Here is an 18,995-nt window from a genome sequence, read left to right as displayed (position 1 = left end):
CGCCCGGGGCAGGCTCGAAGGGCCTGCCGGTGCCGCGTGACGTTCAGGTCTGGGCCTAGTCCGCCGCGCCGCCGAGCAGCCCCGAGGCTCGGAGTTGCTGGAGAGCTTCGGTGACGAACGGCGGAACCCGCAGGCCCGCCAGACCGGACAGCGAATAGAACTCCAGCTTCACGCCCTCGGTCAGCGGGAGCGTCGCGGGATCCCCATGCCAGGACCCGGTGAAGAACACCACACGATCACCGTCAGGCCCCGGGGGAGAGTCCAGCCGTTGGGTCAGGGGGAGGCGGAGGCCCGTCTCCTCGCGAAGCTCCCTCGCCATCGCTTCCGCCGGGGTCTCGCCCGGTTCGGCCAGGCCGCTCGGCAGCGACCAGTACCCCGGCCATGCGATGCCGGGGAGATCGTCCCGCAGATGCATCAGGACCCGCCCGAGGCGATCGGTGAGGATCACCGCCACTCCGAACGGCTCGTCCTGAGGCACAGATCCGATCAACCGACGCCCCCGTCCACGGAGAACTTCCGGCGATGCCAGAACGCACCGCGCTCACAACTTCAGGAGGTATACCCACGCAGAACCGGGGCTCGTGTCACTTCTCGCCACTCGTCCGTGAGCTCGGCGGGGTCGATGCCCCGCCGGCGCGCCAGCGCCTCGACGTCGGTTCCGGCGTGAGTGAGCACGTCGTCGATGTACTCGCAGAGTTCTTCGCGGTCGACGGTGTCGATGTCGTGGTCGTCAGTACCGTCGATCTGGTTCAGCGCGACGACCACGTGTTCGACGGCGGCCATGACGGCCTGGTCAGAGGCGACGCCCAGGGCCGTCACCTCGGCTTCGAAAGCGAGCAGCGCCCTCTCGACCCGCTCCAGGAACACCTCGGGAAAGGTGCCGAGCCGCCGCCAGCCCTCGGTAGGACGGGTGATCATGCGGGAACCGTAGCGAGCACCTCGGACGTCCGGGCCGTCAGAGCCGGGCACGCCCCGATGCCGCGTCTTCGACGAGGCAGGCCCGCGCCGCGGGAGGTTACTGGGCCATGTCGACGAAGCGGCTGTAGTGGCCCTGGAAGGCGACCGTCACGGTGGCGGTCGGGCCGTTGCGGTGCTTGGCGACGATCAGGTCGGCCTCGCCGGCGCGCGGCGACTCCTTCTCGTAGGCGTCCTCCCGGTGCAGCAGGATCACCATGTCCGCGTCCTGCTCGATGCTGCCCGATTCGCGGAGGTCGGACACCATGGGCTTCTTGTCGGTTCGCTGCTCGGGGCCTCGGTTGAGCTGGGAGAGCGCGATGACCGGGACGCCCAGTTCCTTGGCGAGGAGCTTCAGCGAGCGGGAGAACTCCGAGACCTCGACCTGGCGGCTCTCGACGCGCTTGCCGGACGTCATCAGCTGCAGGTAGTCGATGATCACGAGGCGCAGGTCGTGCTGCTGCTTCAGGCGGCGGCACTTCGCGCGGATCTCCATCATCGACATGTTCGGGGAGTCGTCGATGAACAGCGGCGCCTCGGCGACCTCGCTCATGCGCCGGGCGAGGCGGGTCCAGTCCTCGTCCTGCATGGTGCCGGACCGCATCGCGTGCAGCGCCACCCGAGCCTCCGCGGACAGCAGGCGCATCGTGATCTCGTTGCGGCCCATTTCCAGGCTGAAGAACGCCGAGGTCAGCCCGTGCTTGATGGACGCGGCGCGGGCGAAGTCGAGGGCGAGCGTCGAGTTGTGCGTCGGAACGCAGGAACGGCCCGCCAGGTACAGGTGGTCGTCGTTGTCGACCTGGACGCACCGGACGGGCACGCTCTCGACGGGCCGGACGTCCACGATGTGCCGCACGGGCGTGCGGACCGCCGCACGCTGCCGGGACGCCTTGCGCGGCAGCCGGAAAACCGTCTCGGCAGGGACGAGGCCGATCTGCCAGAGGTCTTCTCCGGCGGGGTCGGCGGCCAGGGCGGCCTCGTGACCGAGGCTGAGGAGGAGCTCGCGGATGTCAGCCGCGAGGCGCGCGGACGGGACGGCGACGTCGACGCGGCCGTCGAGGGAGATGTGCCCGCAGACGTCGAGCAGCCCGGCCAGGAGCGCCCGGCGCTGATCGGCGGAAGCCCGCAGATACCGGGAGGGGATGTGCTTGCCGTCGAGCAGGCCGAGCGAGGCGAGCCCCTCGCGTAGGCCGGGCAGGAGGTGGCACCCGAAAACGGCCTCTGCGGCGACCTCCTGGCCGGTGGCCGCGATCTGGGTGATGACCGCGCCGTCCAGGCAGGTGACGCGGGCCTCGTCATCGTCACCCGCGCCGAGCCACGCACCGAGGACGTAGGGGTCGAGCGGCAGGTCGGCCTCGGGGAGGTCGAACGCGGCGGCGAACTCCACCGCGCGGCGAGCGCCTCCGTTCAGGGCCGCGAAGATCTGCTCGGTGGTCTCGATCCGGGGCGCGGTCACGTGCGGCGAGGCGGTGGCGGGGCCTTCCGTAGCGCCGGCCGGGGAGCCCGAAGGCGTTCCGCCGCCGATGCCGGTCGCCGAGGATCGGCGGTTGGCGGCGTGGACGAGCTCGGCGTGGCGGGAGCCGGGCTGCTGCGCCAGGGCGGGGCGTGCTTCGGCGGTCGGGCGGTGTGCGTACGGCCCTCCGCCCACGCCCGCGGTCGCGCGGACGCGGGCGCTCCCCTGACCTGCGAGAGGGACGCGGCAGGCGGCTTCGGCGACGGTGGGAACGGAGTGCCGGGCCTCACCCGCGATCGGACGCCGGCCGGGAAGGGAGGAGGCGTCTCGGGAGGCGCCGGTCTCGGTGGTGCGCCACTGGTGCTGGGCGTCGGCGACGATGACCTCGCCGTCGGAGAATTCGATCTCGTAGCAGGGGCGGCCGTGCATCACCTCGGTCGCCGCGACCACGCGGGTCGGTCTCCCATCGGCTCCGATCAGGTGGTCGCCGGGCCTGACCTCGCCCATCGTCGTCCAGCCGGCCGGGGTCGGGAGCGGCGTGGCGACGTGCAGCGCCTTGCCCATGGCGGGCCGCGCGGCGACGACGATCATCTGGCCGGGATGCAGGCCGTTGGTGAGGGCGTCCAGGTCGGCGAAGCCGGTGGGGCAGCCGACCATCTGGCCGCCGCGGCTGCCGATCGCCTCGATCTCGTCGAGGGCGCCGGGCATGATCTCGCTCAGCGCGACGTAGTCCTCGCCGGCGCGCTTCTCGGCGATGGCGAAGACCTCGGCCTGGGCCCGGTCGAGGACCTCGTCGGCGTCGGCGCCGTCGGCGGCGTAGCCCATCTGGACGATGCGGGTGCCCGCCTCGACCAGGCGGCGCAGGACCGCGCGCTCGTGGACGATCTTGGCGTAGTACCCGGCGTTGGCCGCGGTGGGCACCAGGGAGATCAGGGTGTGCAGGTAGGGGGCGCCGCCGATGCGGCCGATCTCGCCGTTCTTGGTGAGCTCGCCTGCGACGGTGACGGCGTCGGCGGGGTCGCCCCGGCCGTAGAGGTCGAGGATGACGTCGTAGATGATCTGGTGGGCGGGCCGGTAGAAGTCGGGGGTGCGCAGCATCTCCACGACCTCGGCGATGGCGTCCTGGGAGAGCAGCATGCCGCCGAGCACGCCCTGCTCGGCCGAGATGTCGTGCGGGGGGGTGCGCTCGAACTCATGCTCCTGCGGCCCGATATCCGCAACGCTCACCGCCACACCCCCTTCGTCATGGCCCGCCGGCGCCCCGTCCGCCCATCGCCGACCGTTCACCCCACGTCTACCTGTCGCGTCGGACATTCTCGCGAGGGCGCGCCCCCGCGGGCAAAGCGTCCTGTGGACAAGCCTGTGGACGACCTGTGCAGACACGCGGTACAGGTTGTGCACGACCTGTGGACAACTCTGTGGATTCTCCGGGGACGACACCCAGATCCAGGTGCTGAGCTGGGATAACCTCGTCCACCGGGTGTGCGGGAAAGAAAGTGCCCCGCCGGACGCCTTGTAAGGCTTCTATTTCATTTGAGAGTTACACCCTGATAGCCTCGGCGCGATGACGACCCCCCGGCGGCTCGCGAGCGCGCACGACCGCGAGATCCTGCGCCTCGCCGTGCCGGCCTTCGGCGCGCTCGTCGCCGAACCCCTCTTCCTGCTGTCGGACTCGGCCATCGTCGGGCATCTCGGCACCGCGCAGCTGGGCGGGCTCGGGGTCGCCGGGCAGGCCCTCAACACGCTCGTCTACCTCTGCGTCTTCCTCGCCTACGGGACGACCGCCGGGGTGGCCCGCCAGGTCGGCGCGGGAGACCTGCCGGGAGCGATCAGGCAGGGCATCGACGGCATGTGGCTCGCGGTCGCGATCGGGGCGGTGCTGATCGCAGCCGGCTGGCCGCTGATCCCCTGGATCGTGGACGCGTTCGGAGCGTCCCCGGACGTGGCGCCCTATGCCGTGACGTACCTGCGGGTGAGCCTGTTCGGGATCCCGTCGATGCTGGTCGTGCTGGCCGGGACCGGTGTGCTGCGCGGCCTCCAGGACACGCGCACGCCCCTCCTCGTGTCGATCGGCGGCTTCTCGCTGAACCTGCTGCTCAACGTGGTGTTCGTCATCGTGCTGGGGTGGGGGATCGCCGGATCAGCGTGGGGCACCGTCCTCGCGCAGACCGGCAGTGCCGTCGTCTACGTGGCCGTGGTGCTGCGGGCGGCCCGGCGTCACGGCGCCTCGTTCCGCCCCGACTGGGCCGGGTTGCGGACGTCCGCCACGACCGGTTTCGGATTGCTGGTTCGGACGGCCGCCCTGCGCGTCGTCCTCATCGTCGGGACGTCGATCGCCGCGCGCATGGGCGACCCGGAGATCGCCGCGTACCAGGTCGGGTTCCAGGTGTGGACGCTGCTGGCGTTCGCGCTGGACGCCATCGCGATCGCCGGGCAGGCCATCACCGGGCGCTATCTGGGCGCGTCCGACACCGCCGCCACGCGGGCCGTCATGCGGCGGATGGTGTGGTGGGGCGTCGGCTGCGGCGTCGTGTTCGGCCTGGCCCTGCTCGTGGTCCGGCCGTGGCTGCCCGCCCTGTTCACCTCCGACGGCGACGTCCGGAACCTCCTGCTCGCCTCACTGCTCCTCGTGGCGGCGCTGCAGCCGATCGCCGGGGTGGTGTTCGTTCTGGACGGCATCCTGATCGGGGCGGGCGACGGCGCCTACCTCGCCGTGACGACGCTCGTCGCCACGGCCGTCTTCCTGCCCGCCGCCCTCGTCGCCCACCGTGCGGACGCGGGCCTGGTCGGCCTCTGGACCGCGATCGGCCTGTGGATGCTGACCCGGATGATCACGCTGAGCCTGCGGGCCCGCGGCGACCGCTGGATGGTCACCGGCGCCGCCCGCTGACCCCGGCGAGGGGCCCTCATGAAGGTCAGGCGGGCACCGAGGAGACGGACGGCGGGGAGGCGGAGGCGGTCGAAGCCTTGATGTCCGGCACGGGACTGTCGAGCATCGGCAGCTTGACCGACGCGATGTTCCTGGGCGCGCCGCACAGGACGAGGGAGCGCTCCTCCCACTGGTCCACCAGGGCCTTGGTGAACTCGTCCCCCTTCAGCCGCTCGTACACCGGCTTCGTCACGCCGATGTGCCAGGGCGCGACCGCCTTCGTGATGGAGAAGACCAGGTTGACGGTGTCGCCGGTCAGTTCCTCGGTGTACCGCTTCCCGTCCGACCGGGGGACGGCGATCACGGAACCGTCGGAGATGGCGCTGGACACGGCGAACCCCGTGGCCCGGCTGGGCGGCTGACCCGTGCCGGCGTACTGGACTTCGTGTGCGGCCTCCGTGAGCAGTTCCCAGCACTGGGGCACCAGGTCTTGCCATGCCACCGCGTGAGCCTCCTGCGCGGTCTTGAGCGCGCGGAGGGCCCGTTCGCGGGGGGTCCCCCGGTAGGCGACCAGGAGGCAGTCGCCCTGCCACGCGTAGATGTCACCACCGAGGGACTTGGCGATCGGCTCCACCTTCGACCAGAAGCTCCGGGCCAGGACTCCGGCGCGCCTGGGGTTGTGCGGCCCCAGTTCGTACACGATCCGGCTGAAGCCTCGGATGTCCACCAACAGGAACGCCGCTTCGAACTCCGACGCTTCGAGATCTGCCTCTCCGGGCCTGGTGCTCACGTCTCCTCCTACTCCGCCTGGACCTGAGCCGCTCTCTTGCCCTCGGCGGGAGCGATCAGGTGCTGGGCCACGCTCGTCGCGATGAACACGGCCCCGATGGTCACCAGTGCGATGACCTTGACCTTCGACAGTGTGGGGACGTTCAGGAGTCCCCCGATCTGCATGTTCCCCCCTACGAGACCGATGGCGATGCACACCGCTCCAACGACGTCCAGCGACATGGTGGCTACCTTCCTTCCGGGTCGCTACACCCTGAAGGTAAAGCATCCACATTCGCTTGTGAAGCTCTCCACACATACAAGTGGGATCGTACTTAGGAGTCAGTGGAGTAGATCTTGCGAAGGCCCTCGAGGTCGAGGACGAGCATCCTGCCGTTGCGGGTCGCCACCAGGCCGTCGTCACGGAGCCTGGACCAGGTGGTGGACACCGACTCCCGGGAGATGCCGATGAGGCTGCCCAACTCGGTCTGGGTGCGCGGATAGGGGAGCCAGATGCCGTCCCGGTTGCTCCGGCCGACCTTCTCGACCAGGCTCACCAGGATCTCCGGGATCTGCATGGAGGTCTTGTGCTTCTGGAAGTGGATGTTGGCGGTCTGCTCGTCGACCCGCTCCGCGAGGATCTCCGTGTAGGTCCACCACGCCTCCTTGTGGTTCCAGAGGAAATCCTTGAACTGGGTGTCCTCCAGCTCCAGCACCTCGACCTCGTCCAGGGCGCGCAGGGACGCGGAGCGCGGCCTGTTGAGCAGGCCCGCCATGTCCCCGACGATGTCGCCCTCTCCGCGGAAGGCCAGCAGCCTGCCGTTGGCCCCGGGAGCGGAGGGGTCTCCCGGCCTGGGATCGGGCTCGGAGACGACGGCCGCCCACCCGCGCAGGATGATCATCACCGAGCGGGACCGGCCCCGCTGGCGGATCAGCCTGTCACCCGGCGGGAGGACGTCGCGGGTCGTGTACTCCAGCAGAGCCGCCCGCTCGGCCTTTCCGAGCCTCCCCCAGAAGGATGTTTCTTGAGTCATACACCGAAGTGTAAGCCTCCACATGGAGGTGTGGCCATACGCGCGGCCCCTTGTGGACCTAGATCGACGCAGGAGCCCAGGGGTCGACAGGGTCAGCCCCCGGCTCCACCCCGTGGGTGCGGACGCGCCCGGCCGGCCCGATTCTCGGATTGCCGCCGCACCGCCAGTCACTCCCGCTACTATTCGAACATGTGTTCCACACATGGCGAGCGGATGGCCCGGCTGACTCAGGCGATCGACGACCTGGCGGCGGAGGGCCTCGCCGGCCTGCCCCCCGAGACCCTGGTCGAACGGGTGGCGGGCATCTGGTCGCTCGTCGAGGGCATCGATCCCGAGATCGCCCGCCGCCGCACCCGCTACACGACGCCCGAGACGTAGCGGCTCAGCCCAGGTCGTCGAGAGACGGCAGCAGCGGCGACAGGATCGACCCGCCGTCGGAACCACCGCTCTGGCTCGTGGAACTCTGGCTCGGCGCGCCCTCCAGACGTTCGGCCACCGAGCGCCGCAACTGGGGCAGCCGCGCGTAGAGGACGTCCCCGGGGCACGAGGTGTTGTTGTAGTCGCGGTGCCCCACGATGGCCTCGGACGGATCGAGGTCGTACTTCTGGCAGAGCCAGACGCACACCTCCGTCAGCGATTTCCACAGGGCGCCCGGCACCGCCGCGGACATGTAGGTGCCCTCGTTCTCGATGCCGATGGTGTGCTGGTTGTGGTGCAGGACCTGCGCGCCGATGGCGAGGGCGCCGGACCGGATGGCTTTGAGGCTCCGGTTGCGGCCCTCCATCACGATGCCGCCGCGGCTGATCGTGAGCTGCTGGCCCGCGTCGTCCCAGCCGTTCTTGTTCATGTGGATGTTCTGGATGGACCGCGACAGCGCGAACGCGTGCGCGAGCGAGCGGTCCCGCGCGTTCGCCGTCGCCGTGTGGTGCACGATGATGTGGTCCGGCGGCCGGTCGACCACCTCCGCCCCGCGCCTCGGCGCCCTGGCGTTCCACTGCGCCCGCGTGTACACCTGCGGGGCGTCGGCCGTGAACAGCACGCGGTCGCCGGCCCCCCGGTCGGCCCCCGCCGTAAGATCTGCCGCCATGGCCTCATTCTGGCGGGACGTCCCCAGGGGCAGCATCTCCAGCAGCCCGGCGCCCACGACGCCGCCGATGGCCGCCCTGCGTGTCACTGCCCTGCCCGTGCTCCGCCGGTCGTGCGCGCCCTCCCCCGAATGCGCGATCACCACCGCCCCCCTTCGTCCCGCGACACTATGATCACGGAACGTAATCACCGCAAAGCTGATCACTCAAACACACGGCGATTCACGGGCGTTTCACGGGAAGTCCGCACATCCACGGCCTGGCAAACGCCGGCAGACCCCGCATCCCCGGCCCTTGCGACCAGGCCGAAAACGGGTTTCGGTTTGAGCACCAACGCCGACGACCCCCGGCCCTGAGCGGGTCCGGGGGTCGTCGAACGGTCGTGCGTCAGGCCTCGACGACGTTGACGTCGATCGTGGCGTTGACGTCGCTGTGCAGTCGCACGCTGACCCGGTGGGTGCCGACGGTCTTGATCGGGTTCCCGATCTCGATGCGGCGGCGGTCCAGGTCGGGGCCGTTGGCGGCGCGGACCGCCTCGGCGATGTCGGCGGCCGTGACGGCGCCGAACAGGCGGCCGTTGCTGCCGGTGCGGGTGCGCAGCGTCACGCGCAGCCCGCCGAGCCGGTCGGCGACCTCGCGGGCGTGCTCGACGGTCGCGATCTCGCGGGCCGAACGCGCCTTCTTGATCGAGTCGACCTGCTTCTCGGCTCCCCGGGTCCACTTGATCGCGAACCCGCGGGGGACGAGGTAGTTGCGGCCGTAGCCGTCACGGACGTCGATGACGTCACCGGGCTCGCCGAGCCCGGAGACCTGCTGGGTCAGGATGAGCTTCATGTTCTTTACCCCCTGCCTCAGCGCGCGGTGCTGGTGTACGGCAGCAGCGCCATCTCGCGGGCGTTCTTGATCGCCGTGGCGACGTCCCGCTGGTGCTGGGTGCAGTTGCCGGTCACCCGCCGGGCACGGATCTTGCCGCGGTCGGAGATGAACTTCCGCAGCAGGCCCGTGTCCTTATAGTCGACGTAGGAGATCTTCTCCTGACAGAAAACGCAAACCTTCTTCTTCGGCTTGCGGGGAGGTGGCTTCGCCATCGTGGTGCTCCTTTGGGAGAGCCCCGCTCACGCGGGAATGGACGTGTACTCGTTGTGTCTTTGTCGCGCCGGAGCGGCGGGCCTAGAAGGGCGGGTCGTCGGAGAACCCGCCGCCGCCACCGCCGCCGGTGGCCCAGGGGTCGTCGGCCGGGGCGCCGCCCTGCTGGCCGCCGCCGAAGCCGCCGCCCTGCTGACCGCCGCCGAAACCGCCGCCGCCCTGCTGGCCGCCGCCGCCGAAGCCGCCGCCGCCCTGGCCGCCGCCGCCGAAGCCGCCGCCACCGCCGCCGCCGCCCTGCCGCTGGGTCTTGTTGACCTTGGCGGTGGCGTTGCGCAGCGACGGGCCGACCTCGTCGACCTCGACCTCGAAGACGGTGCGCTTCTCACCCTCGCGGGTCTCGTAGGAGCGCTGCTTGAGGCGTCCCTGCACGATCACCCGCATGCCGCGCTGCAGGGTCTCGGCCACGTTCTCGGCGGCCTGCCGCCAGACGTTGCAGGTCAGGAAGAGCGCCTCGCCGTCCTTCCAGTCGCCCGCCTGGCGGTCGAAGAACCGCGGGGTCGAGGCCATGCGGAAGGAGGCGACCGCCTGGCCGCTCGGGGTGAAGCGCAGATTCGGGTCCTCGACGAGGTTCCCGACGATCGTGATTACGGTGTCGCCTGCCATGGGGCTCGCTCCGGCTGCTGTGAGGGCTGAGCCTGGCTCAGTGGACCTCGGGGCGGATGACCTTGGTACGGAGGATCGACTCGCTCAGGTTGAGCTGCCGGTCGAGCTCCTTGACCGTGGCAGGCTCAGCCGACAGGTCGACCACCGCGTAGATGCCTTCGGACTTCTTCTGGATGTCGTACGCCAGGCGCCGGCGGCCCCAGACGTCGACCTTCTCCACGCTGCCGCCGTCGTCCTTGACGACCTTCAGGAACGGGTCGAGCGCCGCGCCCGCGGTGCGCTCGTCGATGGCGGGGTCGAGAATGGTCATGAGTTCGTAACGACGCATGCTGTGTCCCTACCTCCTCTGGACTGGTGCGGTCACGGTCTCTCCGTGACAGGAGGGCTCTTGCGTCCGTCGCGGCGGCGCCGGACCCGGATCGCCGGGCGGACCTGCCACGAGACCGATACAGGCTACCAACACTGGGAGGCGCACACGCCGGTTCCCCGCGCTGAGCGCCGGCGGAGTGGAGGGAACCCGGGTTCAGGGGTCTCCCCGGCACGAGGGACGCCGGTTCCCGGAGCGGAGCGCAGGTGCGGGCCAGGCGTGCGGCATGAGCGGGCCTAGCGCCTTGCTTGGGACTGGGTGGGGCGGCTACAGCGGCGGCGTTCCAGTTCGGCCATGATGTCCGCCATGCGGGCGCGCATGCGGGCGGCCTGCGTGGTCAGCATCGACAGCTCCTCGACGAGCTCCGCGTCACCGATGAGCCCCAGCTCCGCTTGTTTCACGGTGTGCACCTCCTGCTCTTCCCCCGCTTCCCCTCGGGGGACGGACCCGAGCCGGTGTTCTCGAATCCGTGTTCGACCGTACCGGGTGCCGCCGACATTCCGCGCCGCCCACCGGTTGATCCCCGGCTTGGCTGGGAATTGCTTTACCCGCATGGTCCGTTCGGTCCCGCGCTCGCCGTGCGGCCACTGGCGCGGGAGTTCGAGCTGGAGGAGGGATCCCGATGTCCCAGCAGGCGACCGGCGCCGGCGCTCCGAAGCGCGCCGTCCGCGCCCAGAGCGAGGCCGAGCCCCATCGGCGGAAGGACGTGCTGGCGGTAACCGCGGTGACGATCGGGATCGCGGCGCTGGTCCTCGGCTGGATCCCCGCGGCCCACTTCGCCGGGACGCTGCTCGGCGTCATCGGCCTGCCCGTCGCCCTGTACTCCCAGATGGTCTCCGCGACGACGAACGAGCGGTGGCTGAACGTGATCGGGATGGTCACCTCGTTCGTCGGCGCCGGCTTCGCGCTGAGCCACGGAGGCTTCTCGATCTGACGGCGGGGCCGGCGTGACCGCGCGGCCTGTCGCAGGGCGCGGCTAGTCTCGTTGGCATGCGCATCGGAGCCCACGTCGACCAGAACAACCCGCTCGACAACGCCCGCGCGGTCGGCGCCGACGTCGTCCAGTTCTTCCTCGGCGATCCGCAGGGGTGGAAGAAGCCTGTGCTGCCCGAGGGCGTGGAGGCGCTGGCGGGTTCCGGCGTGGACGTGTACGTGCACGCCCCATACACGATCAATGTGGCGACGTCCAACAACCGGATCCGGATCCCGAGCCGCAAGAACCTCACCCAGCAGCTGGAGGCGGCCGCGTCGATCGGGGCGAAGGCGCTGATCGTGCACGGCGGTCACGTGCTGAAGGACGACGACCCGGAGACCGGCTTCGAGAACTGGCGCAAGGTGTTCGAGCGGGTCGAATGCCCGATCCCGGTCTACATCGAGAACACCGCGGGCGGCGGGAACGCGATGGCGCGCAGGTTCGACCGGATCTCGCGGCTGTGGGAGGTGCTCTCCGGGGTGCCGGGCCTGGAGTCCAAGCTCGGTTTCTGCCTCGACACCTGCCACGCGCACGCGGCGGGGGAGGAGCTCGTCGACGCCGTCGACCGGATCAAGGCCATAACCGGCCGCATCGACCTGGTGCACTGCAACGACAGCCGGGACTCGTTCGGGTCGGGGGCCGACCGGCACGCCAACCTGGGCAGCGGCAGCATCGACCCGGAGCTCATCCTCGGCGTGGTGAGGGCGGCGGGCGCCCCGGTCGTGGTGGAGACGCCCGCGGCGGGCCAGGCCGACGACATCTCGTGGTTGCGTTCCAAGCTCTGACGAAGCAGAGTCGGGATCGTCGCCTGTGTCCGGGAACCGCGGTGGCGAGAGCGGCATCTAACTGCGCGTAGACCCAGCCTGACGACAAACTTCGAAGGTCACGTCACACTGGCATAATCCGGAACCAGCCCTCAGCGCACGCGTGCTCTCCGGCGGCGGGCGCGCGAATCGATCGGGAAGCACATGGCACAGCCCCCTTACGACCCCTACGGCTACGGAGCCCAGGACCCCTACGCCCAGTCCTACTCCCAGCCCCCGGCCGTGCAGCACCACTACTACGGGCAGTCGATGCCGGTCGCCCCGCCGACCAACGGGATGGCCACCGCGTCGCTGGTGTGCGGTCTGATCGGCTTCTTCGCCTGCGGCGTGACGTCCGTCCTCGCGGTGATCTTCGGGCACGTCTCGCTCGGCCAGATCAAGCGGACGGGCGAGGGCGGGCACGGCATGGCCGTCACCGGCCTGATCCTCGGGTACCTGATCTCCGCGGGCTGGCTCCTGATCCTGCTCTTCTACATCCTCGGGATCGCGATGTTCGCGGCGAGCGCCGGCTCCACCAGCACCTACTGATCCGGGCTTCCTCAGGGGAGCCGGGGGACGCCCGCCACTTCCACACCGACGCTCGACATCAGCACCGTCATGGGGGTGGGGGTGTCCCGCCAGTTCTTCACCGCGCGCCCGAACACGTCGAGGACGGCGCGCAGCGAGGCCGGGTCGGCGTCGGCCAGCTCCGCCCACGATTCGTAGAGCACCAGGTAGCCGTGCTTCGCGGGCGTCCATGACAGGTCCTTGAGGCATTCGCCGAGATCGTCCCAGTCGGCGCCCGCGCCCTCGGGCAGTTCGAACACGCCGCCGCACAGCCGCAGGAACGAGTCCCTGTCCCTGGCGCGGCGCCCGTCGAGGTAGAAGCCGCGCCAGCCGGCCTCGTCGGCGCGCTCCAGCCAGCTCGTGTCGCCGACGGCGCCCGGCACGGGAGGCGTCCGCCACTGGTAGACGCCCGGCCTCAGCCGCCCCGCGAGCAGCTCGGTCAGTGCTCGGTCCGCGTTCACGTCATCTCCCGGCAGTTCCCGCTCCCCGCCGATGCGCGGGGCCCGGGGCGAGCCGCCCCGTCCGCCGCGTTCCGTTCCCCCACCCTCACCACGGAACCCGTCATAACCGGAAGATTCCGGCTATACCGCGCGGCCCTCCCCCTGCCGTCCTTCTTCCCGCGGGGACGGGCGAGGCCTGCCCGTGGCGCATCCACGTGTCTTGACAGGGGTTCCGTCGACTCCTATTCTCTCGAATAGAGAGATGCTCAAATAACGAGCAACTCTTGGAGCGAGGTAGTTGCCCGATTCCGAGAGGAACACAGAGATGGACACCACGCCCACCACCACGCCCACCACCACGCCCACCACCACGCCCACCACCACGCCCACCGCCACCGGCACGCCGACCCGCGTCCAGGCCCACTACGAGAACGTCAAGAAGCTCGGCCACTGGACGACCGGCCGCCGCTTCGAGGTCCGCGCCCGCCGCGGCCTGGTCGTGCTGGACCTGCGCTCGCCGCGGATCCCGGACGGCGACATCGAGATCGAGGTCGACCTCGACCACGCGATGGTGAAGCTGCTCGTCCCGCAGGACGCCCGGATCGACCACTGGGACCTGCGCTACACCGGCCGCGGCCGCGTCAAGGACTGGACCGGCGAGAACGGCGACGGCCGCGCGATCCGCGTCACCGGCGAGGTCCGGCACGGGGAGATCCGCGTCCACCGCGGCGGCGTCGCCACCCTGTCGGCGATGTTCTCCCGCGAGTTCGTCCAGGACGTCCGCCGCGCCCGCCGCGAGGGCACCACCCCCACCGTCGCCGATCCGGCCCACGAGGACTAGCCGGTCCCAGCAGCGTCACGGGCCCGTCCGGCGATCCCCGGACGGGCCCTTTCCCCGCCCGATGTGAGAGCGTGCGATTCCGGGTTGAGTCTCCAGCGGGTGGAGGCCGCAGGGTGAGGGGCATGGACGGCGACACCACGTACACGATCGGCGAGCTGGCGCGCCGCACCGGGCTGCCGGTGCGGACGATCCGGTTCTACTCCGACGCCGGTGTCGTCCCGCCCACCCGCCGCACCGAGGCCGGTTACCGGCTGTACGACGCGGACGCCGCCTCGCGCCTCGACCTCGTGCGGACGCTGCGGGACCTCGGCGTCGACCTCGCCACCGTCCGGCGCCTGCTGGACCGGGAGGTCGACGTCGGGCAGGTCGCGGCGGCGCACGCGGACGCGCTGGACGTGCAGATACGCACGCTCAGGCTGCGCAGGGCCGTGCTGCGGGCGGTGGCCAGACGCGGATCGACCCCCGAGGAGATCGAACTCATGCACAAGCTCGCCCGGCTGTCCGACGAGGAGCGGCGCCGGATCATCACCGACTTCATCGACGAGTCCTTCGCCGGGCTCGACCTGCACCCCGGCTTCGCGGAGAAGATGCGCGCCGCGCTGCCGGAGCTGCCCGACGAGCCCGAACCCGAGCAGGTCGACGCCTGGGTCGAGCTGGCCGAACTGGTCGGCGACCCCGGATTCCGGGCCTCGGTGCGCCGGATGGCCGAGTTCCAGGCGGCCGAGGTCGCGAAGGGAGCCGTCCCGGACCAGTTCGCCGCCCTCGCCGACCTGACCCGGGAGAAGGCGGAGCAGGCCATCGCGGACGGGATCGAGCCCGGCTCGGAGGCGGCCCGTCCCGTCGTCGACGAACTGGTCCGCGCCTACGCCGACGCTTGGGACGCCGCCGACGACGCCGCCTTCAGGCGCGATCTGCTGCGGCGGCTGGAGATCGGCACCGACCCGCGCACCGAGCGGTACTGGCAGTTGCTCGCCCTCATCAACGGCTGGCCCGTCCCGCCGACGCTGACGCCGCTCTACCAGTGGTTCATCGACGCGCTGCGCTCCCGCGGCTGACTCAGGTGGGCAGGGACACGCCGGCGTGGTGGTCGCCGCGCCGGCGTGCCAGCGCCACCACGTCGGGTGCGCCGTCGAGGACGCCGCCCGCCGGGTCGTCGTCCCCGTCCGACCGGACGATGTCGGCGGACGGGACCAGGACGTCGCGCACCACCAGCACCGCCAGGAGGAGGACGGTCACGAACCGGGCGAGCAGCGCCAGCGTGTAGACGTCCTTGCTGATCCCGCCGTCCGGAGCGTCCAGGCTCAGCACCGCCGACAGCGTTCCGGCCAGGTCGGCGCCCTGCGTCTGGGCGGACACCGACAGCAGGAACCACCAGATGCCGAAGAAGTAGGCGATCTCGCCGAGCTGCCAGGCGACGAACGCCGGCAGCTTCGGCCGGGCGAGCACCGCCAGCGGCAGCAGCCACAGGACGTACTGCGGCGACCAGACCTTGTTCGGCAGCATGAACGCGACCAGCACGAGGAACATCAGCTGCGGCAGGCGCGGGCGGCGCGGGGCGGCCAGGGCGAGGACGGCGATCCCGGCCGCGAGGACGAGGAACGTCCCCGTGCCGTACAGGTTGAGGAGGCCGGTGTCGGAGGCGGGCTTGTCCAGCCCGTGGTCCTGCAGGACGAAGAAGATCGAGCCCCAGTCGATGCCGCGCTTCTGGCTGAAGGTGTAGAACTCCTTCCACCCGTCCCACGCGAAGAGCATCACCGGCACGTTCACGGCCAGCCATCCGGCGGCGGTTCCGGCGAGCGCGCGGCCCATGGGGCGCCACTGCCCGGCCCGGACGCACAGCAGGACGAGCGGCCCGAGGAACAGCAGCGGGTAGAACTTCGCCGCGATCGCCAGGCCGAGGAGGACGCCCGCCAGGGCCGGGCGGCGCGCCGACCAGGCGGCCAGTGCCAGCGCCGACAGCGCGACCGCCAGCAGGTCCCAGTTGATGTAGGCGGTGAGGAGGAGCGCGGGGGACAGCGCGATCATCAGTCCGGCGCGCAGGGACCGGCGCCCGGCCGCGTACGCGGTGGCGAGGACCGCGACGACCGCGAGGACGGCGAGGAGCAGGACGGTGACGTTGTAGAACGCGAGGCCGCGCCCGTCCACCCCGAACGGCTTGACCAGCCACGCGACCAGCTGCATGAAGCCGCCGCTCAGCACCGGGTACTCCACGTACCGGATGTCGGAACCGGTGAACGTGTCGAAGTACGGGAGCTTCCCGTCGCTGAGCCCGCGCACGTAGTAGAGCGGATAGACGTCGGTGTAGCAGGCGTTCGCCGTCGTCTTGAGGAAGTCGAACCGCGCCGACGCGCAGGGCTGCTTCTGCAGCCAGCCGAGAAGGCACGTCAGGGCGGTGAGCCCAGTCAGCACCGGCGCGAGCCGCTTCAGCCGTCCGGGAGCGTCCGCCCGGTCGCTGTCGGCGGACATCGTGAGCCTCTCCGTGGACGACGACATGGACAGCAGCCTATTCGCCCGGAGGCGCGGGCGATCAAGAACGGGAACGGCCCGGAGCCGTGGGGCTCCGGGCCGTCGCGTCGCGGACGCGCCGCTAGTTGTTGGTGGCGGGGTCCTGCTTCCGGCAGGCCGGGTCGTTCTTGTGCTCGGGTTTCGCGCACCACCAGGTCTTGTCGCCGGTCGGAGGCAGGTCGGGGTTGCAGCCGAGCGGCATGTTGTACTGGTTGCACGGCACGTCGCCCGACGTCGGCGGGGTGATGGTCGGCGTCTCCGTCGGCTTGGGCGTCTCCGACTGGCAGCCGGCCGGCGGCCGCTGCCCGCGCCCCTGGCCCTGCCCCTGCCCCGGCTGGCAGGTCGGGGTGTTGGTCGGCGTCGGGGTCGAGGACACCGTCGGAGTCGGCTTCGCCTTCGCCCACGGGGCGACCTCGCCGCCGTTGACCGGCGGCGGGAACGGCGTGATGTCCCTGCCCTCCAGGGCCTTCAGCATGAAGGTCTTGAAGAGGTCGGCCGGGACCGTACCACCGTAGACCTGGCTGTAACTTCCCACGCCGATCAGCGACTTGCGGTTGCCGTTCTTGTCCTGCCGCCACATCGCCGCCGACGTCACGAGTTCCGGCGTGTAGCCGACGAACCAGGCCGACTTGTTCTCGTCGGTGGTACCGGTCTTGCCGGCGACCGGGCGGGCGCCGAGGCTCGCGCGCTTACCGGTACCGCTGGTGACGACCGCCTGCATCGCGTTCGTGGCGTCGGCCGCGACACCCTCGTCGAAGGCCGTCGTGGGCTTCTGCCAGGGCAGCTTCTCCAGCGGCTTCTGCTTGTTGTTCACGATGGAGCGGCCCCGGTTGTCGGTGATCTTGGCGATCACGTGGGCCTCCCGGTGCTTGCCCCCCGCCGCGAACGTCGAGTAGACCGACGCCATCGTGACCGGGCTCGCGTCGATGACGCCCAGCGGCAGCGACGTGATGGTGTTCGAGAGGTTCGGGGTGTCGTCCGGGATGCCCATCTTCTTGGCCATGTCCACGACGTTGGCCAGCTGGACCTTCTGCCCCAGGTCGACGTACGCCGTGTTGATCGACATCGCCGTCATCTGCTTGAGGTTGTAGACCCCGTTCTCCGAGCGGCTGTCGTTGGTGAAGGACGCGCCGTTGATCGTGCGCTTGTAGCTGCCGTCCATCGTCGTCCGCAGGCTGATGCCCTGGTCGAGCGCCGTGGCGAGCACGATCGGCTTGAACGACGAACCGGGCTGCACCTTGCCCTGGAAGGAGTTGTCGAACTGCTGCTTGCGGTAGTCGGGTCCGCCGTAGGCGGCCACCACGCCGCCCGTCTTCGGGTCGATCGCCGCGAGGCCGAACTGGATGTCGTTCTTCAGCCCGTTCTGCTTGCGGATCTGCGAGACGGCCTTGTTGGTGTAGTCCTGCAGGTCCTTGCGGAACGTGGTGGTGATCTTCAGGCCGCCGGTCTCCAGCATCTGCTCGTCGATGCCGAGCGACTTCAGCTCGTTGATGACGCGGTCCTGGAGGTAGCCGGTGTTCGGGTCGTCCGGGACGTCGCTCCAGTTCTTCTGCGTCTGGGGGAACTTCGCCTGGGCGCGCTTGCCGGAGTCGAGCCAGTTCTTCTCGACCATGCCGTCGAGGACGTAGTTCCAGCGGCTGATCAGCGCCTTCTTGGCGGGGTTGGAGTCGGGCCCGTAGGTGGCGAAGTAGCCCGGCCGCTGGATCATGGCCGCGAGCATCGCCGCCTGCGACTCGTTGATCTCGGTGACGGGCTTGTGGAAGTAGGCGCGGGACGCGGCCTGGATGCCGTAGGCGTGCCGCCCGAACGGGACCGTGTTCAGGTACAGCTCCAGCACGCGGGCCTTGTCCATCTCCTTCCCCATCCGGATGGAGATGAGGATTTCCTTGAACTTGCGGCTGACCGTGCGGTCCTGGCTGAGGTTCGCCCAGTAGTTGCGGGCGAGCTGCTGCGTGATCGTCGAGGCGCCGGCGACGTCGCCGCCGGTCCCCGCCCGGTACATCGCGCCCAGGATGCCCATCGGGGAGATGCCCGGCTCGTGCCAGAAGTTGCGGTCCTCCGCCGCGAGGACGGCGTTCTGGACGTGCTTGGGCACCTTGTCCAGCGAGATGTCCTCGCGGTGGGTGCCGATGCGCGCCAGCGGCGACCCGTCCGAGTAGGTGATCACCGACTCCTGGGCGGCCGCGGCCGCCTGCTTCTCGTTCGGGATCGGAGTGTTGGCGTAGGCGACGATGACGAGCGTCGCCAGGCCGAGGATGATCACGCTGACCGCGGCGACGACGATCTTCCAGTTCGGGACGTAGCGCTTCCAGCCCGTCTTCTTCTGGCCCGCCTCGTCGGTGCGCTTGCGCTCGCGGCGGCCGCCGCCGCGCCCACCGCGCCCACCGCGTCCGCCGCCGCGTCCCTCGTCACCCCAGAAGTCGTCGCCGCCGCCTCCGGAGCCGCCGCGCCCGCCAGGGCCGCCGGGACCGCCGGGACCACCCGGTCCGCCGGGGCCGCCCGGGCCCCCCGGTCCGCCGGGAGCGCCTGCGGAGGCGGCGTCGGCCGCACCGGAACGGTCATCGCGTGCCTGGCCGTCCTGTCCGGG

The 18,995-nt window shown here is 70.5% G+C and carries 22 protein-coding genes; 7 read left to right on the top strand and 15 right to left on the bottom strand.

What is annotated here, in order from left to right; genetic code table 11:
• Positions 1–55 precede the first annotated feature (55 nt).
• The 3 genes from ABWI04_RS25100 to dnaB all read right to left on the bottom strand — a co-directional run bounded on the left by ABWI04_RS25100 (position 56) and on the right by dnaB (position 3,634).
• A complete protein-coding gene (locus ABWI04_RS25100; protein WP_345178719.1) occupies positions 56–448 on the bottom strand; it encodes an NUDIX domain-containing protein in 393 nt (130 codons plus the stop codon).
• 101 nt (positions 449–549) lie between these two features.
• Positions 550–918: a hypothetical protein gene (locus ABWI04_RS25095; RefSeq protein WP_353833968.1), complete on the bottom strand. Its 369-nt coding sequence runs from the start codon at positions 916–918 to the stop codon at positions 550–552.
• Between the two features lie 97 nt (positions 919–1,015).
• Positions 1,016–3,634: a replicative DNA helicase gene (gene dnaB, locus ABWI04_RS25090; RefSeq protein ID WP_353833967.1), complete on the bottom strand. Its 2,619-nt coding sequence runs from the start codon at positions 3,632–3,634 to the stop codon at positions 1,016–1,018.
• Between the two features lie 337 nt (positions 3,635–3,971).
• Here dnaB and ABWI04_RS25085 point away from each other — a divergent pair, with 337 nt between their 5' ends.
• The gene (locus tag ABWI04_RS25085; RefSeq protein ID WP_353833966.1) at positions 3,972–5,297 is read left to right on the top strand and encodes an MATE family efflux transporter; all 1,326 of its coding nucleotides are present in this window, start codon (positions 3,972–3,974) and stop codon (positions 5,295–5,297) included.
• A 25-nt stretch (positions 5,298–5,322) separates the two neighbouring features.
• Here ABWI04_RS25085 and ABWI04_RS25080 read toward each other — a convergent pair whose 3' ends face one another.
• From ABWI04_RS25080 to ABWI04_RS25070, 3 genes are all read right to left on the bottom strand, one after another.
• Entirely contained in the window at positions 5,323–6,066 is a 744-nt protein-coding gene (locus tag ABWI04_RS25080; protein WP_345178711.1) for a hypothetical protein, read from the bottom strand.
• An 8-nt stretch (positions 6,067–6,074) separates the two neighbouring features.
• Positions 6,075–6,230, bottom strand: a complete 156-nt coding sequence (locus tag ABWI04_RS25075) for a hypothetical protein (protein ID WP_345178709.1) — start codon at positions 6,228–6,230, stop codon at positions 6,075–6,077.
• A 149-nt stretch (positions 6,231–6,379) separates the two neighbouring features.
• Positions 6,380–7,078 carry a Crp/Fnr family transcriptional regulator gene (locus tag ABWI04_RS25070; RefSeq protein ID WP_345178707.1) on the bottom strand — a complete coding sequence of 233 codons (699 nt, stop codon included), beginning with the start codon at positions 7,076–7,078 and terminating at the stop codon, positions 6,380–6,382.
• A 189-nt stretch (positions 7,079–7,267) separates the two neighbouring features.
• On the opposite strand from ABWI04_RS25070, the gene ABWI04_RS25065 reads away from it, so the two are divergent.
• The gene (locus ABWI04_RS25065) at positions 7,268–7,456 is read left to right on the top strand and encodes a hypothetical protein (RefSeq protein WP_052357975.1); all 189 of its coding nucleotides are present in this window, start codon (positions 7,268–7,270) and stop codon (positions 7,454–7,456) included.
• Positions 7,457–7,460: 4 nt separating this feature from the next.
• Here ABWI04_RS25065 and ABWI04_RS25060 read toward each other — a convergent pair whose 3' ends face one another.
• The 6 genes from ABWI04_RS25060 to ABWI04_RS25035 all read right to left on the bottom strand — a co-directional run bounded on the left by ABWI04_RS25060 (position 7,461) and on the right by ABWI04_RS25035 (position 10,680).
• Positions 7,461–8,306: a peptidoglycan recognition protein family protein gene (locus ABWI04_RS25060; RefSeq protein ID WP_353833964.1), complete on the bottom strand. Its 846-nt coding sequence runs from the start codon at positions 8,304–8,306 to the stop codon at positions 7,461–7,463.
• 244 nt (positions 8,307–8,550) lie between these two features.
• On the bottom strand, positions 8,551–8,997 hold the full coding sequence (gene rplI / locus ABWI04_RS25055; protein ID WP_179845259.1) for a 50S ribosomal protein L9: 447 nt from the start codon (positions 8,995–8,997) through the stop codon (positions 8,551–8,553).
• Positions 8,998–9,014: 17 nt separating this feature from the next.
• Positions 9,015–9,251, bottom strand: coding sequence for a 30S ribosomal protein S18 (gene rpsR, locus ABWI04_RS25050; RefSeq protein WP_019631633.1), 237 nt, complete (start codon positions 9,249–9,251; stop codon positions 9,015–9,017).
• An 82-nt stretch (positions 9,252–9,333) separates the two neighbouring features.
• Positions 9,334–9,912 (bottom strand): single-stranded DNA-binding protein, encoded by a 579-nt coding sequence (locus tag ABWI04_RS25045; RefSeq protein ID WP_345178703.1) that lies wholly within the window; start codon positions 9,910–9,912, stop codon positions 9,334–9,336.
• A 37-nt stretch (positions 9,913–9,949) separates the two neighbouring features.
• Positions 9,950–10,240: a 30S ribosomal protein S6 gene (gene rpsF / locus ABWI04_RS25040; RefSeq protein WP_345178700.1), complete on the bottom strand. Its 291-nt coding sequence runs from the start codon at positions 10,238–10,240 to the stop codon at positions 9,950–9,952.
• Positions 10,241–10,515: 275 nt separating this feature from the next.
• The gene (locus ABWI04_RS25035; protein WP_345178699.1) at positions 10,516–10,680 is read right to left on the bottom strand and encodes a hypothetical protein; all 165 of its coding nucleotides are present in this window, start codon (positions 10,678–10,680) and stop codon (positions 10,516–10,518) included.
• Positions 10,681–10,901: 221 nt separating this feature from the next.
• Between ABWI04_RS25035 and ABWI04_RS25030 the strand changes: the two genes are divergently transcribed.
• From ABWI04_RS25030 to ABWI04_RS25020, 3 genes are all read left to right on the top strand, one after another.
• Positions 10,902–11,213: a hypothetical protein gene (locus ABWI04_RS25030; protein ID WP_345178697.1), complete on the top strand. Its 312-nt coding sequence runs from the start codon at positions 10,902–10,904 to the stop codon at positions 11,211–11,213.
• A 56-nt stretch (positions 11,214–11,269) separates the two neighbouring features.
• Positions 11,270–12,037 (top strand): deoxyribonuclease IV, encoded by a 768-nt coding sequence (locus ABWI04_RS25025; protein ID WP_353833963.1) that lies wholly within the window; start codon positions 11,270–11,272, stop codon positions 12,035–12,037.
• A gap of 183 nt (positions 12,038–12,220) precedes the next feature.
• Entirely contained in the window at positions 12,221–12,604 is a 384-nt protein-coding gene (locus ABWI04_RS25020) for a DUF4190 domain-containing protein (protein WP_345178694.1), read from the top strand.
• 11 nt (positions 12,605–12,615) lie between these two features.
• On the opposite strand, the gene ABWI04_RS25015 is transcribed toward ABWI04_RS25020, so the two are convergent.
• Complete coding sequence (locus ABWI04_RS25015) at positions 12,616–13,083, bottom strand: barstar family protein (RefSeq protein WP_353833962.1); 468 nt, start codon at positions 13,081–13,083, stop codon at positions 12,616–12,618.
• Positions 13,084–13,387: 304 nt separating this feature from the next.
• On the opposite strand from ABWI04_RS25015, the gene ABWI04_RS25010 reads away from it, so the two are divergent.
• The gene (locus tag ABWI04_RS25010; RefSeq protein ID WP_353833961.1) at positions 13,388–13,903 is read left to right on the top strand and encodes a hypothetical protein; all 516 of its coding nucleotides are present in this window, start codon (positions 13,388–13,390) and stop codon (positions 13,901–13,903) included.
• Between the two features lie 122 nt (positions 13,904–14,025).
• Positions 14,026–14,958 (top strand): MerR family transcriptional regulator, encoded by a 933-nt coding sequence (locus tag ABWI04_RS25005; protein WP_345178687.1) that lies wholly within the window; start codon positions 14,026–14,028, stop codon positions 14,956–14,958.
• Position 14,959: 1 nt separating this feature from the next.
• Here the strand turns inward: ABWI04_RS25005 and ABWI04_RS25000 are convergent, their stop codons facing one another.
• Together ABWI04_RS25000 and ABWI04_RS24995 are read right to left on the bottom strand one after the other, a co-directional pair.
• Positions 14,960–16,396 (bottom strand): glycosyltransferase family 87 protein, encoded by a 1,437-nt coding sequence (locus ABWI04_RS25000; protein WP_353833960.1) that lies wholly within the window; start codon positions 16,394–16,396, stop codon positions 14,960–14,962.
• A gap of 94 nt (positions 16,397–16,490) precedes the next feature.
• A partial coding sequence (locus ABWI04_RS24995; RefSeq protein WP_353833959.1) for a transglycosylase domain-containing protein occupies positions 16,491–18,995 on the bottom strand: 2,505 nt, incomplete at its 5' end.

It is taken from the genome of Actinomadura sp. NPDC000929, from assembly GCF_040492065.1.
Taxonomy (GTDB): Bacteria; Actinomycetota; Actinomycetes; order Streptosporangiales; family Streptosporangiaceae; genus Spirillospora; species Spirillospora verrucosospora.
This window is presented reverse-complemented; position numbering and strand designations above follow the sequence as displayed.